Source organism: Ruegeria sp. CDSA193, assembly GCF_059611885.1.
Map to the genome: position 1 here is coordinate 1 of NZ_JBXWPN010000003.1, position 13,584 is coordinate 13,584.

The 13,584-nt window shown below is 58.2% G+C and carries 16 protein-coding genes; 1 reads left to right on the forward strand and 15 read right to left on the reverse strand.

The features are described 5' to 3' along the window. Window positions 1-231: 231 nt before the first annotated feature. The 14 genes from AC2FLG_RS05560 to ruvC all read right to left on the reverse strand — a co-directional run bounded on the left by AC2FLG_RS05560 (window position 232) and on the right by ruvC (window position 12,547). Window positions 232-807 carry an MOSC domain-containing protein gene (locus AC2FLG_RS05560; RefSeq protein WP_496701055.1) on the reverse strand — a complete coding sequence of 192 codons (576 nt, stop codon included), beginning with the start codon at window positions 805-807 and terminating at the stop codon, window positions 232-234. A gap of 101 nt (window positions 808-908) precedes the next feature. Continuing rightward, the gene (gene ftsH, locus AC2FLG_RS05565; protein ID WP_142640196.1) at window positions 909-2,825 is read right to left on the reverse strand and encodes an ATP-dependent zinc metalloprotease FtsH; all 1,917 of its coding nucleotides are present in this window, start codon (window positions 2,823-2,825) and stop codon (window positions 909-911) included. A gap of 76 nt (window positions 2,826-2,901) precedes the next feature. Then, entirely contained in the window at window positions 2,902-4,155 is a 1,254-nt protein-coding gene (gene tilS / locus AC2FLG_RS05570) for a tRNA lysidine(34) synthetase TilS (protein WP_496705369.1), read from the reverse strand. Beyond that, window positions 4,152-4,976 (reverse strand): tol-pal system protein YbgF, encoded by an 825-nt coding sequence (gene ybgF, locus AC2FLG_RS05575; protein ID WP_496692338.1) that lies wholly within the window; start codon window positions 4,974-4,976, stop codon window positions 4,152-4,154. The genes tilS and ybgF overlap by 4 nt, the downstream gene beginning before the upstream one ends. Window positions 4,977-4,980: 4 nt before the next feature. After that, window positions 4,981-5,490, reverse strand: a complete 510-nt coding sequence (gene pal / locus AC2FLG_RS05580; RefSeq protein ID WP_281973807.1) for a peptidoglycan-associated lipoprotein Pal — start codon at window positions 5,488-5,490, stop codon at window positions 4,981-4,983. 88 nt (window positions 5,491-5,578) lie between these two features. Then, window positions 5,579-6,898, reverse strand: a complete 1,320-nt coding sequence (gene tolB, locus AC2FLG_RS05585; RefSeq protein ID WP_496705371.1) for a Tol-Pal system beta propeller repeat protein TolB — start codon at window positions 6,896-6,898, stop codon at window positions 5,579-5,581. Continuing rightward, window positions 6,895-7,998 (reverse strand): cell envelope integrity protein TolA, encoded by a 1,104-nt coding sequence (gene tolA, locus AC2FLG_RS05590; protein WP_496705373.1) that lies wholly within the window; start codon window positions 7,996-7,998, stop codon window positions 6,895-6,897. The genes tolB and tolA overlap by 4 nt, the downstream gene beginning before the upstream one ends. A 9-nt stretch (window positions 7,999-8,007) precedes the next feature. Continuing rightward, window positions 8,008-8,484 carry a protein TolR gene (gene tolR, locus AC2FLG_RS05595; RefSeq protein WP_142640204.1) on the reverse strand — a complete coding sequence of 159 codons (477 nt, stop codon included), beginning with the start codon at window positions 8,482-8,484 and terminating at the stop codon, window positions 8,008-8,010. A gap of 1 nt (window position 8,485) precedes the next feature. Continuing rightward, window positions 8,486-9,181, reverse strand: coding sequence for a protein TolQ (gene tolQ, locus AC2FLG_RS05600; RefSeq protein WP_142640185.1), 696 nt, complete (start codon window positions 9,179-9,181; stop codon window positions 8,486-8,488). Window positions 9,182-9,286: 105 nt separating this feature from the next. Further along, window positions 9,287-9,670 (reverse strand): tol-pal system-associated acyl-CoA thioesterase, encoded by a 384-nt coding sequence (gene ybgC, locus AC2FLG_RS05605; RefSeq protein ID WP_142640183.1) that lies wholly within the window; start codon window positions 9,668-9,670, stop codon window positions 9,287-9,289. Further along, entirely contained in the window at window positions 9,667-10,290 is a 624-nt protein-coding gene (locus AC2FLG_RS05610) for a hypothetical protein (protein WP_496705375.1), read from the reverse strand. Before AC2FLG_RS05610 ends, ybgC begins: the two co-directional genes overlap by 4 nt. 61 nt (window positions 10,291-10,351) lie before the next feature. After that, window positions 10,352-11,371 (reverse strand): Holliday junction branch migration DNA helicase RuvB, encoded by a 1,020-nt coding sequence (ruvB, locus tag AC2FLG_RS05615; RefSeq protein WP_142640179.1) that lies wholly within the window; start codon window positions 11,369-11,371, stop codon window positions 10,352-10,354. 4 nt (window positions 11,372-11,375) lie between these two features. Then, window positions 11,376-12,053 carry a Holliday junction branch migration protein RuvA gene (gene ruvA / locus AC2FLG_RS05620; RefSeq protein ID WP_271952277.1) on the reverse strand — a complete coding sequence of 226 codons (678 nt, stop codon included), beginning with the start codon at window positions 12,051-12,053 and terminating at the stop codon, window positions 11,376-11,378. Next, window positions 12,050-12,547: a crossover junction endodeoxyribonuclease RuvC gene (gene ruvC, locus AC2FLG_RS05625; RefSeq protein ID WP_142640175.1), complete on the reverse strand. Its 498-nt coding sequence runs from the start codon at window positions 12,545-12,547 to the stop codon at window positions 12,050-12,052. The genes ruvA and ruvC overlap by 4 nt, the downstream gene beginning before the upstream one ends. A gap of 333 nt (window positions 12,548-12,880) precedes the next feature. On the opposite strand from ruvC, the gene AC2FLG_RS05630 reads away from it, so the two are divergent. Beyond that, window positions 12,881-13,093: a DUF1127 domain-containing protein gene (locus tag AC2FLG_RS05630; protein WP_142640173.1), complete on the forward strand. Its 213-nt coding sequence runs from the start codon at window positions 12,881-12,883 to the stop codon at window positions 13,091-13,093. 102 nt (window positions 13,094-13,195) lie between these two features. On the opposite strand, the gene AC2FLG_RS05635 is transcribed toward AC2FLG_RS05630, so the two are convergent. Then, entirely contained in the window at window positions 13,196-13,540 is a 345-nt protein-coding gene (locus tag AC2FLG_RS05635; protein ID WP_142640171.1) for a hypothetical protein, read from the reverse strand. Between the last annotated feature and the right edge of the window lie 44 nt (window positions 13,541-13,584).

Consider the following 13,584-nt stretch of genomic DNA (forward strand, 5'->3'; position numbering starts at 1 on the left):
CCAATCTCCTGAATCGGCTTCTTCTTCGCCTCACGCGCAATTTCGATGTCAGATTTATAGCTCATTGGGTTTCGGTCCCTGATTGAATTCCGTGCAAACCCGACGCAGAACGCCGGCGCTGCTCACTCCATACCGTTGTGTACCAAATTGGTGGCTATGGATTCCGACATAATTGCGCCTTGAAACGTCGTAGCGTCACATCGGCGCCTTCCGATCGGAAATTGCGGTCCCTTATGGTGTCCAGGCTCTCTGATCGGGGACAAACAGTGTAAGCTCATCGGCTAGCTTCAGCTCTCCGGGTCTTTCGACCCAAGCCGTGACTCCCCGCCGTCCTTGCGCTGCAGGCTTGAAGGCCGCACCATATCCGGGCAAGTCAGCCTCGATCTCGCGCCCTGGCAGGATACAGGGCCGGTTTTCCATGTCGATCGTCAGCGTCAGGCCATTTTCCACCTGCAAACGAGACGAGGGCGGAATATGGGTGAAATCCGGAATGCCGCGCAAGACAATGCTGACACCCAGATGGGACGGGTCCAGCTTACCCAAGCCCATTTCCTGCGCGATGGCATCAAGTTCTTCTGCGGACAGGATCGATAACTGTCGCACATTGCGAATTTCGGTGCCCACCGGGTACAGGTTTTTGACCCGTACGCAAGAGGTACGATTCACGCCTTCGTGACGCGCGCCTTGATCACCCGAGAAACCCAAATCCAGACTGTCCACGGAATTGGCCCGGAGAGTTTTACCTGCTGGTACGTGGCCCAACCAAACAACTTCGCCCGTGAATTCGGTTTCGCGCAATACCGGCATATTTATCCCTTTTTCAGAACTGACATCTGATGCGGAATAAAGGGCAAACCTTCGCGATTGAAAAGAAAAAAGACCCGGGACAGGCCCGGGTCTTTGAAAGTTTAAGCCGTTGGTTCCGGCTCCATCCCGCCATCGGGCGGAGTTTTCTTAACCTTGGTTTTCGGAATGGCTGTCACGCTGGGGGCGCTGCCCTCATCAGGTTTGTCGCCCTCGTCATCGCTTTCGCTGGGCGGCTCGCCATTCATGACGCGTTTGATCTCGTCACCGGTCAGGGTTTCATATTCCAGCAGCCCTTGGGCCAGACGTTCCCATTGCTCGTTCTGTTCTGACAGGATCTGATGCGCACGCTCATATCCTTGCTGGATCAGGCGCTTGACCTCTTCCTCGATCAGTTCCTTGGTATGGGCCGAGACCGAGAACCCGGCAGTGTTGCCCGAATAGCCATCATGCGCTTCGGCATAGTCGATATTGCCGACCTTGTCCGACATGCCCCAGCGCATCACCATCGCCCGCGACAGTTGGCTGGCCTGCATGATATCGCCCGCCGGACCGTTCGAGACATGGTCCTCGCCATATTTGATCACCTCAGCCGCCTTACCGGCCATGGTCATGGCCAGCTTTTGCTCACACTCATCGCGGTGATAGTTCAGGCGGTCCATTTCTGGCAGTGACACCACCATGCCCAGCGCACCACCACGCGGAATGATCGTTGCCTTATAGACCGGATCACACAACGGCAGCGTCATACCAACTACGGCATGCCCTGATTCGTGATAGGCAGTCTTTTCCTTCTGGTCCTGGGTCAGCACCATCGAGCGGCGCTCGGCACCCATCATCACCTTGTCCTTGGCATTCTCGAAATCTTCCATGGTAACAAAGCGGCGACCGACGCGGGCGGCCATCAGCGCGGCCTCATTCACGAGGTTGGCCAGATCAGCACCCGAGAAGCCCGGAGTCCCGCGCGCGATGATGCGCAGATCGACATCAGGTCCGAGGGGTGTCTTGCGTGCGTGAACGCCCAGGATCTTTTCGCGGCCTTTAATGTCGGGGTTGCCGACAGTCACGTTGCGGTCGAAACGGCCTGGACGCAGCAGCGCAGGGTCCAAAACGTCCTTACGGTTGGTGGCCGCCAGGATAATCACGCCCTCATTGGCCTCGAACCCGTCCATCTCGACGAGCAACTGGTTGAGCGTTTGTTCACGTTCGTCATTACCCCCGCCATAACCGGCACCACGATGGCGGCCAACAGCGTCAATCTCGTCAATAAAGACGATACAGGGAGCGTTTTTCTTGGCCTGTTCGAACATGTCGCGGACACGGGATGCACCGACACCGACGAACATCTCAACAAAGTCCGAACCCGAAATGGTGAAGAAGGGCACACCCGCCTCACCCGCAATGGCGCGGGCCAGCAGCGTTTTACCGGTCCCCGGAGGGCCCACCAACAAAGCGCCTTTTGGAATCTTGCCACCCAGACGACTGAATTTCTGCGGATTGCGCAAGAATTCTACGATCTCTTCCAGTTCTTCCTTGGCCTCGTCGATGCCAGCGACATCATCAAAGGTTACACGGCCATGCTTTTCGGTCAGCATCTTGGCTTTGGACTTGCCAAAGCCCATCGCGCCACCTTTGCCGCCACCCTGCATCCGGTTCATGAAGTAGACCCAGACACCGATCAGCAGCAGGAAAGGAAGAAGAGTGACCAGGAAAGACTGAATGCCCGATTGCTGTTGTTTCACAGCCTGAACCGGGATGCTTTCATCGATCAGCAGTTTGGTCACCTCGGCATCGCCGGGCTTGATCGTGACATAGCTTGCGCCGCTTTGCGTGGTATAGCGAATTTGTTCGCCATCCAATGTCACGTTTTTGACTTCGCCGCCTTCAACAGCGGTCACGAAATCAGAATAGGTTCTTTCATTGCTCTGAAGCGTTCCACCTGGTCCGCTGAACAGATTGAACAGTGCAAGGATCAGCAAAAACAGAACGACCCAAAAGGCGATGTTACGAGCGTTGCCCAAGAAAAATCTCCCAAAAGATTTCGGCAGATGGGGATCTGCCGGGTTGATCTTTAAAATAGAGATGATTCAAGCAGGTTCAATGCGATAAAACCGAAGAGTGAAACTCGGGCTCTTCTGGCGTCAGTTCTGCAAGCCAACCATTTGAGAAACCCACCATAGGTGCAGATACCAAGACCTCTCCACTCCAGACGGACGGAGACGCCAGAAGCGCGGCGCGCGGTTTTCCAAGTGCACGCCAATCTGGCACGGCCTGCAAACCAGCCGCACCTAACGGGTGAACCTGCGCGTCGGGAATCGCCGGGCCAGACAGGATCCACCGTCCATCCCAAATCTGACCGGGTGCGCCGGGTGCGCTCTCAACGGCATTTAGCTCTCTGCAAATCCACATTTTATCGGCTTTTGGGATCAAGAGGCATCCACCAATCGTTGCCGCCTCACCCTGATCAATCGCGAGCAGCGCCCGGTCTGTTGCAGCCTGACGCGGTGGATATCCGCGGCCCGCAATCCAGCGGACACAACCTATAAGAAGACGACGTCGGATTTCCGCAGGCAGAGTGGAAAATCGCGCGCGATTGACACAGATATCGCCGCCATCGACACTCAGGACCTGACGGGCGGATTCCTGCGTAATCTGCTCTAATGCTTCACGGGCTTGAGCAAGGTTTTCAGCAACGCGGGACAGAGAATGCACCGAAATCCCAATTTCGGATAAGCCGGTCAACGCGTTGCGCGCCTTGATACGATCAAACCGCCGGTCGTGATTCGATGGATCCTCGATCCAATCTGCCCCAATCTCGGCAAGATAATCGCGCAGTTGTTGCCGGGTAATCCCCAACATCGGTCGCAGCAGCATGATCCCTTGATAGTTCCGCATTGCGGGCATGCCGGACAATCCCGTCACACCAGCAGCGCGCGCCAATCGCATCAGCATGGTTTCGGCTTGATCATCGGCGGTGTGTCCCAGGGCAATCGCGCCGATCTGCTTGTCACGCGCCCAGTCTGACAGCAACTGGTACCGGGCCTGCCGCGCCCTATCCTGCAGGTTACCTGTCTGGTCCCACCCCTGCCAGTGCAACGTCTCATGTGGAAGGCCCAGACCCTGGGCAAGCTGCGCCACCCAATCTGCCTCCGCCACCGCTTCGGGGCGCAGATTGTGGTTCACCGTGGCGACAAACAGCTCAACCTGTTCCTCTTGGGCGATGTGCTTCAACAAACTCAGCAAAGCAACTGAGTCACCGCCACCGGATACCGCAACACCTAGACGGCGCGGAAGGTTTTCCGGCAATCGCGCGCGGAGTTCGGATTTCAGGAGTGTGCCTTGTGTGGTCAAGTACAACCCAGTGACGTCATTTCCTGCGTGGCGCTGGAGACCAATGCCGAGGCCGGGAACCGGACGCTAACCTCGCTCAGTGTGATACACGCCTGTTCGGTCTGTCCCAGACGGCCCAGCGCAGCACCCAGTTCGAACAAAGCCTCAGGCGCATAGGCGCCTTCGGAATCGCCGGTGAAGCTGGCAAGGAATGCCTTTGCCGCTTCGCGGGTGTCGCCAATGCCCTCCAACGCCTGTCCGCGCTTTAGGTGTGCTTCGGGCGCAAGCGGGCTTCCGGGATATGATGTATCGAATACTGCGAACTGATCCGCGGCGGCCTGGAAGTTTCCATCGGCCAGCGCCTGAGCAGCGGCATTGAAATCCGCTTGCTCGCCTACTGCCAACTCACCCAGGTCGGCATCGGTTGGCGCTGTCGGAGCAGTAGGGGCTGCGGATGTGATGTCCGTTTCTCCGCCCAGAGTTGTTGTATCACCGAGCGTACTCAGGTCGCCGCCTTCCAGTTCGACCAAGCGAAACTCAAGATCACCGATGCGGTTGGTGCCGTCGGTTACAATATTCTGTACACGCTGGTTCAACTGCTCGGTCTGGCGCGTCAGGCGCTGCAACTCGGCCTCTATGGCATCAACGCGTTCAAGTATCGAACTGCCGGACAGGTTCGGGGCCGGAGAGCCGGTTGTTGAAAACTCGCGCTTGAGCCGCTGAATTTCCACATGCAGCACCGTCAGTTCCTGCCGGATATCCGCCAAGGTTTGCTGATCCTGTGCTTGTGCCAAACCGGCGGTCGCCAAAACTGCGGCCAGAACCCATCCTGCTAGTTTCATCGTCTTATCCCAAAGTTGATCCGGTCAGCACCGTGACTGCACGACGGTTTTTCGAATAGCAGTCCTCGGTGCTGCAAATCTCGATCGGACGCTCTTTGCCAAAACTGACAGTTGTCAGCCGGTTGCCCGCTACTCCGCGGGAAATCAGGAACTCGCGGGCGGCATTTGCCCGGCGCGCACCCAGTGCGAGGTTATACTCACGCGTGCCCTGCTCATCCGCATGGCCTTCGATCGTTGCCACAAAGTCGGGGTTGGCCATCAGCCAGTCGGCCTGCCCCTGCAGCACTGACTGCGCCTGCGGAGTAAGCGTCGACTGATCGACTGAAAACAGAACCCGGTCACCAACAGTTTGCTGGAAATATGCAGGCGAGCGCGGATCACTTGGAGAGCCCGCGGCCAGCCCGCCATTTGCGCCATTGCCAAAGCCGCCGCCCAGCGCAGACGGATCGTTATTGGTGCAGGCTGCCAACGCGCCAAACACACCTAGTGCTAGGATTTTGCCCAATACGTTCATCTCAGGTGCCTCGTTGTTTTTTCTCTTTATTGCCGTCTCTGTAGCATAGTGCAGGTTCCTTGTGAACTTTTCCTGCCAGCAGCCGTGATCAATTCTGCAGTGGACCCCATGACGGATCGCTGCCCCCATCCGGGGTGCGGATCGGGCGCAGGTTGCGTCCCGAGATATCAACCGAATACAGCGTCGCCCGGCCACTTGCGCCCTGGGTTTCTCGGGTGAACATGATCACGCGACCATTAGGGGACCATGTCGGTCCTTCGTCCAGAAACGACGAGGTCAGCAAACGCTCTTCGCTGCCATCTGTTCGCATGACACCGATATGAAATCGGCCTTTGTTCTGCTTGGTAAACGCAATCAGATCGCCACGGGGGGACCAGACCGGCGTTCCATAACGGCCCTGACCAAAGCTGATCCGCGTCGCCTCGCCCCCGTTTGCGGGCATGATGTAAAGCTGTGGCGTGCCCGAACGGTCGCTTTCAAACACGATCTGGGAACCGTCTGGCGAATAGCTGGGGGCGGTTTCGATCGCGGGCGTATTGGTCAGCCGCACGCTTTGCCCGGAAGCCAGATCCATTTTCCACAGGTCCGTATTGCCGCCCTGAATAAGCGAATAGACGATCGACCGTCCATCCGGCGAAAACCGGGGCGAAAAGCTCATCGTGCCGCCCTGGGTGTTCAACTCAGTCCGCCTGACCCGCTCGATATCCAGAACATAGATGCGCGGCTGACCGGATTCGTAGCTGGTATAGAGCAGTTGATCACCGGCAGGTGAAAAGCGTGGTGCCAGAACAATGGCGGCGCTGTCGGTCAGGTACTGCACATTCGCACCATCATAATCCATGATCGCCAGCCGTTTCAGGCGCTGGTTTTTGGGGCCGCTTTCCGAGACAAAGGCAACGCGACTGTCGAAATAGGCGCCCTCGCCCGTTACACGGCTATAGACTTGATCCGCCACTTTATGGGCCATGCGCCGCCACCCTTCAGTCGTCCCGGCAAACTGCAGACCGTTGCCCAGCTCCTGCCCAGAAAACACATCCCAGACCCTGAACCGCACCGTCAGGCGATTGCCCGACACATTCACAGCACCTGTCACCAAAGCCTCGGCATTGATGGCTTTCCAATCCGCAAACCGAACGGGATCTTCAAAGCTGGCCACTTGGCTGATGAAAGCATCAGACAGAATTTCGCGAAACAGCCCCGTTCCGGTCAGATCCGCCGCCACAACCCGCGAGATATCCTGGGCGTATTGGGCTGCCGCCGTACTATCGGGAACAAAACTTGGAACCGCAAAGGGCAAGGGTTCGATGATCCCCTGATCCAACTCCAGGCGGAGCGGCCCACTTTGGGCGTGAACGGGTGCCGACACCAGTGTCAGGCCAAGCAACAGGCTGGTCAGAAGTCTCATCATTTGATCCGCATCCTCTCGGGATTGAATGTAATCTCAATATCCTGCCAATGCTCGTATTTATCGGTTGGCAGGTCATATCCTTTGGCTCCACAGCGCAAAATGGCACGTCGAGCGGCCTCATAGGCTTGTCTGGCTGCGCCGTCAGAACCGCCTGAGCTGTCGATCATGCGCAAGCTGCCGCCAACCACCTTGCCATCAGGGGTCAACGAAAATCCGACAACAACAACTGTCTGCAGAGCATCCGTGGACAAGGACCCAACGTTCCAGCATTGGGAAACGGCCAATCGCATCGCGTCCTTTTCGCCGCTGGTCAAGGGCGGACCAGAGGGTTCACTCCCTTGTCCCAACGCCTCGGCCAGCGCATCGTTGATGGCTGTTTCCGTCTGCGCGGGCTCTGTGGGTTCGGGCTCGGGCGTCTCTGCCACTTCGGGCTCGGCCGGTGGCGTCGGGCGGTTGGGGCGGATCCGCGGGCGCGGCGATGTTCGGGGAGCGTTTTCTTTGGGCTCTTCCGCTTCGGTCACAATCTCGTCAGCCTTTTCCTCGGGGGCGGTCTGATCCTGCTGTTCCTGCGGGGTCTCGGCTCCCTCGTCCAAAGATACGGCCGGGGTTTCGATTTCATCAGGCGCGGCCTCGGGCGGAGGAGGCGCAACCGGCACCGGCGCAACATTCTCGGCCGGGCTGGGCTGTGCTTCTGGCCCAGAAGGCACCGTAAGGTCGACGATCTCGGGGGCGGGAGTGTCCAACACCGGTGGCTGTTCAATCACCACCGGCTCTGGCGGCGGCTCAACCGGTTCAGGCTCAGGATCCGGGTCCGGGTCGGATTCAGCAGGTTCCGCCTCTTGCAACGAAGGCTGCTCTTCCACTACCGGTTCCGACGCTGGATCCTCTTCTGTTGGGGCCTCAGGCGGCTGCAGCGCTGTTGGCGTCGGCACTTCGGGCGCATCCCGCTGAGCGGTCATTGCCGCAAATTGCTCAGCCGAAATGACCGAGACATCCTGCACAGCCATAGGTAATGGTTCGGACCGGAAGGTGCCGCCGAAAAATGCCCAACCAATCAGACTGACATGGGCAATCGCCGAGATCTTGGTGCCGGTATCCACCGTGCGGCCTCACTCTCCACCGTCGTCCAGTGTCGGGCCGCCCGTATCGGTCACCAGCCCCACATTGGAGAACCCACCCGCATTAAGCGCGCCCATTACCTGCATCACCTGCGCATAAGGGATCGCACCATCCGCGCGCAAAAACACTCGGTCGCTACTGCGTTCTGCTGCGATGGCGCGCAGTTTGCCAATCAGCTCTTCGCGCAGAATATCCGTGGTTTGGATTTGCACCCTGCCATCCGCGGTCAGCGTGACGGTCAAAGGTTCCTCGTTATCGCCGGGCAGCGCACTGGCCGCCGTTTTAGGCAGATCAACCGGGACACCAACAGTCAGCAAGGGCGCAGCCACCATGAAGATGATAAGCAGCACCAGCATAACGTCCACAAAGGGTGTGACGTTGATCTCAGCCATCGGCTGCGCGCGACCGCGACGCCGACCCCGCCGGCGTCCATTCCCGCCCGAGGATTGCTGTACCGCAGCCCCCATCTCAGCTGTCCAGCTGGCGCGACAGAATGGTGGCGAACTCATCGGCAAAGGCTTCATAGCCTCCAACGATCCGATCACTATCTGCGCTGAGTTTGTTATAGAAAATCACTGCCGGAATCGCGGCCAACAGGCCCAGGCCGGTGGCCAGCAACGCCTCGGCAATACCGGGGGCGACAACAGCCAGGTTGGTGTTCTGCTGCTCGGCAATCTCGATGAACGCATTCATGATACCCCAAACCGTTCCGAACAGACCAATGAAGGGTGCAGTTGAGCCGACCGTGGCCAGAATGGGCAGGCCCTTTTGCAGCGCCTCGGCCTCTTTCGCGATGGCCACATCCATCGACCGATCAATGCGTGCGGTGGCACCAGCTATCAGCCCGCCATCAGTGCGGTGCGAGCGGCGCCATTCGATCATGCCCGAGGCAAATATCTTCTCCGAACTGCCATCGGGTTGGGTACCGATCTGCTCGAACAGTTCATCCAAGGGGTTCCCGGACCAGAAAGCCTCATCAAAAACCTGAGCTTCACGCCTTGCAGCACGGTAATTGATCAGTTTCTGGATGATGATCCCCCAGGACCAGACTGATGCGCCAATCAGCATCAGCATTACCAGTTTAACGATAAAAGTCGCGCGGGCAAAAAGCCCCCACATGGAGAAATCGATCTCCTGCGCCAGCGCCAGCGTTTCAGCTTCCATGAACCTGCTCTTTGTTTTGCCTGACAGCCTTACGGCCTTGTTTTGTCAAACGCTAACGCAGATGGGGGCGAATTGCCAACAGAACCACCCGGGCCCTGCAATTTGTTACAACAATGCGCGAATCTCTGCCGGAAGGCGTACGGGCTTGCCCTGCGCATTCATACAGACGGCGGTAACGATGGCGCGAAAAATCTCCTCTTCGCCCCGTTTGACCACTTGCGCCATGATCAGACGGACACCGGACAGAGACTTGATTTCGGTTTCGATCTCCAGATCGTCGTCAAATTTGGCCGGGGCCAGGTATTCCGCCTCGATCCGGCGCACGACCCAAACGATACCTGCGTCACGCATGGCATTTTGGTCATTGCCCAGGCGCCGCACATAGTCCGACCGGGCGCGTTCGATGTATTTCAAATAGTTAGCGTGATAGACCACGCCGCCCATATCGGTGTCTTCGTAATATACTTTAACGGAATAGACGTGCTTCATTGCGGTAGATCCAATCTGGCAAACAATCTCAGCGCATGAGAGGCATCCTGCGCCGCGCCCGGCAGGACAGGATCGTATGCCGCCCGGATCAACCCGGCAATGTCTGGTCGCAATATCGTCGCGTCACCCGCCACTGCCAAGGGCGACTGGTTGCGAAAAGCGGTATCGGACCAGAGCAGCACCGTTTGCACCACCTGGCTGAGCGCAAGCGTTTCAGCGGGGATTTGCGACAATTCATTGTCCATCCGCAAAAACACAAAGGCCGCACGAATGGCGCCGTCTTCTTCAAAACGGAATATCCGGTACTGGTTGGCATCGGCCGCGATCAACCGATCAACCAACGGCCCCAGATCAGGGACTAAACGGTCCAGATCGGGCACTTCTGTCAGTTCTTTCCAGTCGCGGAAGAAAAAGACCATGCAGTTGGCCCCAAGCTCGGAGTCGGTTTCTGCCATCTGATGCCCTGCCAGTGTTACCACTGCCTCGAACGCGCCTTTGACCGTGGCCAAACTTTCATCTTCGACCCCAAAGACGATCGGCACGATGGGGCGGCCCCACCGCGCAAACAGGAACTCTCCGCTTTCGCGGGTGAACAGGGCTTGAATGTCGTCGGGTGTCACGCGCAATCCTCGGCAATCGGACAATGTTTGGCGAAACCCTTAAAAGCTCACACGCGCGGCTTCAACCAAACAGATCGTTTTGCCCCTTGGGTGCAGCCATGCCTAGATGCGTCCACGCCTTCTGCGCCAGCATCCGGCCACGCGGTGTGCGTTGGATCAGGCCTTGCTGCAAGAGGAAGGGTTCGATCACCTCCTCCAGCGAGTCCCGGCTTTCCGACAGAGCTGCCGACAAGGTTTCGATACCTACCGGCCCGCCCGCGTAATTCTCGGCGATCAGCTTCAGATACCGGCGGTCCGCGCCGTCCAGCCCCAGATGATCGACCCCCAGCCGCGTCAACGCCCCATCAGCCAAATCGCGGGTGATCCGTCCATCGCCTTCGACGATTGCGAAATCCACCACCCGCCGCAGCAGGCGCCCGGCGATCCGAGGCGTTCCGCGTGACCGGCGCGCGATCTCTCGGGCACCACTGTCATCAGCCGGTGCTCCAAGCTTGCGTGCGTTGCGGGTGACAATCTCGTGCAATTCATCAACGGTATAGAACTGCAGGCGTGTCGGGATGCCAAAGCGGTCGCGCAGCGGCGTGGTCAGCAGCCCCATCCGGGTGGTGGCCCCGACCAGAGTAAACGGCTGCAACTCGATCCTCACCGTGCGCGCGGCCGGGCCTTCACCAATCACCAGATCCAGCTCGAAATCCTCCATCGCCGGATACAGGACCTCTTCGACCGCTGGATTCAAGCGATGGATTTCATCAATGAACAGCACATCGCGCGCTTCCAGATTGGTCAGGATCGCCGCCAGATCGCCCGCCTTTGCCAGAACCGGGCCAGATGTCATCCGAAAATTCACCCCCAACTCACGCGCGATAATCTGCGCCAGCGTGGTCTTGCCCAGACCCGGAGGGCCATGGAACAACGTATGATCCATGGCCTCACCCCTTTGGCGAGCTGATTGAATAAAGATACGCAGATTGGCGCGCGCCTCGGCTTGACCGATGAATTCGTCCAGTCCCTGCGGGCGCAAGGCGCGGTCATTGTCTTCCGGCAACGGCTCGGGGCGCAGGGTGGGATCGGCATCTACCATTCAATCACCCTTTCGGAGCCAATAGTTTCAACGCAGCGCGGATCAGGTCCGCCTCACCCGCTTCGGGCAAGCTTGCCGCGGCTTCGGCCACGGCTGACGCGGCCTCGGACGGGCCGTAGCCCAGATTGGAGAGTGCCGACAATGCCCCGGCAGATGCTGCTGCATTACCTGATGCGCTTATGGTGGGCCGTTTTGGCACAGGTGTCGGTTCAGTCAGTTCCACCACATCCAGCGCGGGGCCATCCATTGCCTCGGTCACCGTGCCGCCCATGGCCATAACGCCGGGCGCCTTGTCTTTGAGGTCCAGCACGATCCGCTGCGCGGTTTTGGGGCCCACGCCCTTGGCTGCCTTGACCGCCCCCCAATCGCCCAGAGCAATCGCCCTGCTGACACCATCGGGGCCCAAGGCGCTGAGGATTGCTAGCGAAACCTTGGCCCCGACCCCTTGCACCGAGCACAGCAGGCGATGCCACTCCTTCTCGACCAGCGAAAGGAACCCGTAAAGCTGCATCAAATCCTCGCGCACCACCATGTCGGTGTAGATCGAGATCGCCTCACCCACGCCCGGCAGCGCAGCCATCGTACGGTCCGAGCAATAGACCAGATAGCCGACCCCACGCACGTCGATCAGCACGTGATCCGCCGCGCGGTAATCCAACCGGCCTGTCAGCTTGCCAATCATGCCCGCACCTGTTTCATCCGCGACTGTGGCGTTGCCCCATAAAAGGAATGACAGATCGCTATCGCCAGCGCATCCGCGGCATCCGCGCCCTTGGGCTGACAGCCCGGCAGTTGCAACTTGACCATATGAAGAACCTGTTCCTTTTCGGCATGGCCCACGCCCACAACCGTTTTCTTGACTCGATTGGGCGCATATTCCCCCACCGGCAACCCGGCCTGCGCCAGCGTCAACAGTGCCACACCTCGTGCCTGACCCAGCTTAAGCGTACCGGCTCCGTCCTTGTTCACAAAGGTCTGTTCGATGGCGGCCTGATCGGGCTGATGCTCGGCAATCACTTCGACGATCTGATTATGGAGCGATAGCAACCGCTCTCCCAGATCATCCCCGTCCGATTTACATAACCCATTGGCAACATGACTGAGACGGCTGCCATGTGATTCGATGACGCCCCATCCCAGGGTCCGTAGCCCCGGATCAATGCCCAGAATTCGCATATATAGCCTCGGCCTGCTCGGGTTTGTGTGTTCTTTTTTACCGACTAGCACGAAACAAGAACATTTTCCAAGCGAATTGACTGATGGTCAGATTGCGACACGGTCGTCCTGTCTCCGACAGAATGAGCTGATTGCGACTGAAAAATGTCGGGTTCCGACCAGCTTGATGAAGGCAAAATTGCCAATAAATTAAGGCGTTTCCATGTTTTTCGAGCATTGCAAAAAACGCATAGGACACATGCAATTTCTATGCTTGTGCAGTCAGAAAACCATCCCTAAATGCCCGTCAGATCGCAAGATCAGAGTTTAACACAAACCGGAAGGAAACAGGATATGGCTGCACTGGACACAACCCGCACCACCACTGGCTCATTTGGCCTCGTCGGCCGTATCGGCGCGACTTTCGCAATGGTCGTAAACGCCGTTGTCGAATGGAATGATGCCCGCGTTACACGCAACGCGCTGAGCGGTCTGTCGGACCGCGAGCTGGAAGATATCGGCCTGTGCCGTGGCGACATTGAAATCGTCGTGGAAGGCCGCCGCTAAGGCAAAGCAAACTTACCGTTGATTTTCCCCTTCTCCCTCGGGGCAAAGAAGAACGCCGCGTATCCCCGGATACGCGGCGTTTCTATTCAAAACGGAAGAAACTTAGCGGAGAACTTTGCTGAGTTGAGACGAGAGGGCCTGTGATACCGGGTCGATCTGCATGATCCATGCCCCCGCCTTCTCCACTTCGGTCCCTTGCGCAAGGCTATCGACACGATACTGGTAGGCCGACGACCCCAAGCTGGTCAGCAAAAGCGTTTTGAATGCGAACAGCCCAGCCAAGCAGATCAGCAGAGCCTTTGCAGGCACCGCGGACTGAACCCGCTGTGGTTTCATTACAACCAAGCCATCTTTGCGCATAGTCGCACGATAACCACGGGTCATCTTCGAATGTTTCTTGTTCAGCCGATGAACGCGCTGATCAAATTCAATTTGTTTTCCAGTCATGGCAGCCTCCAAATCAACCGCCCCCCAATTCCACGTCATTGACG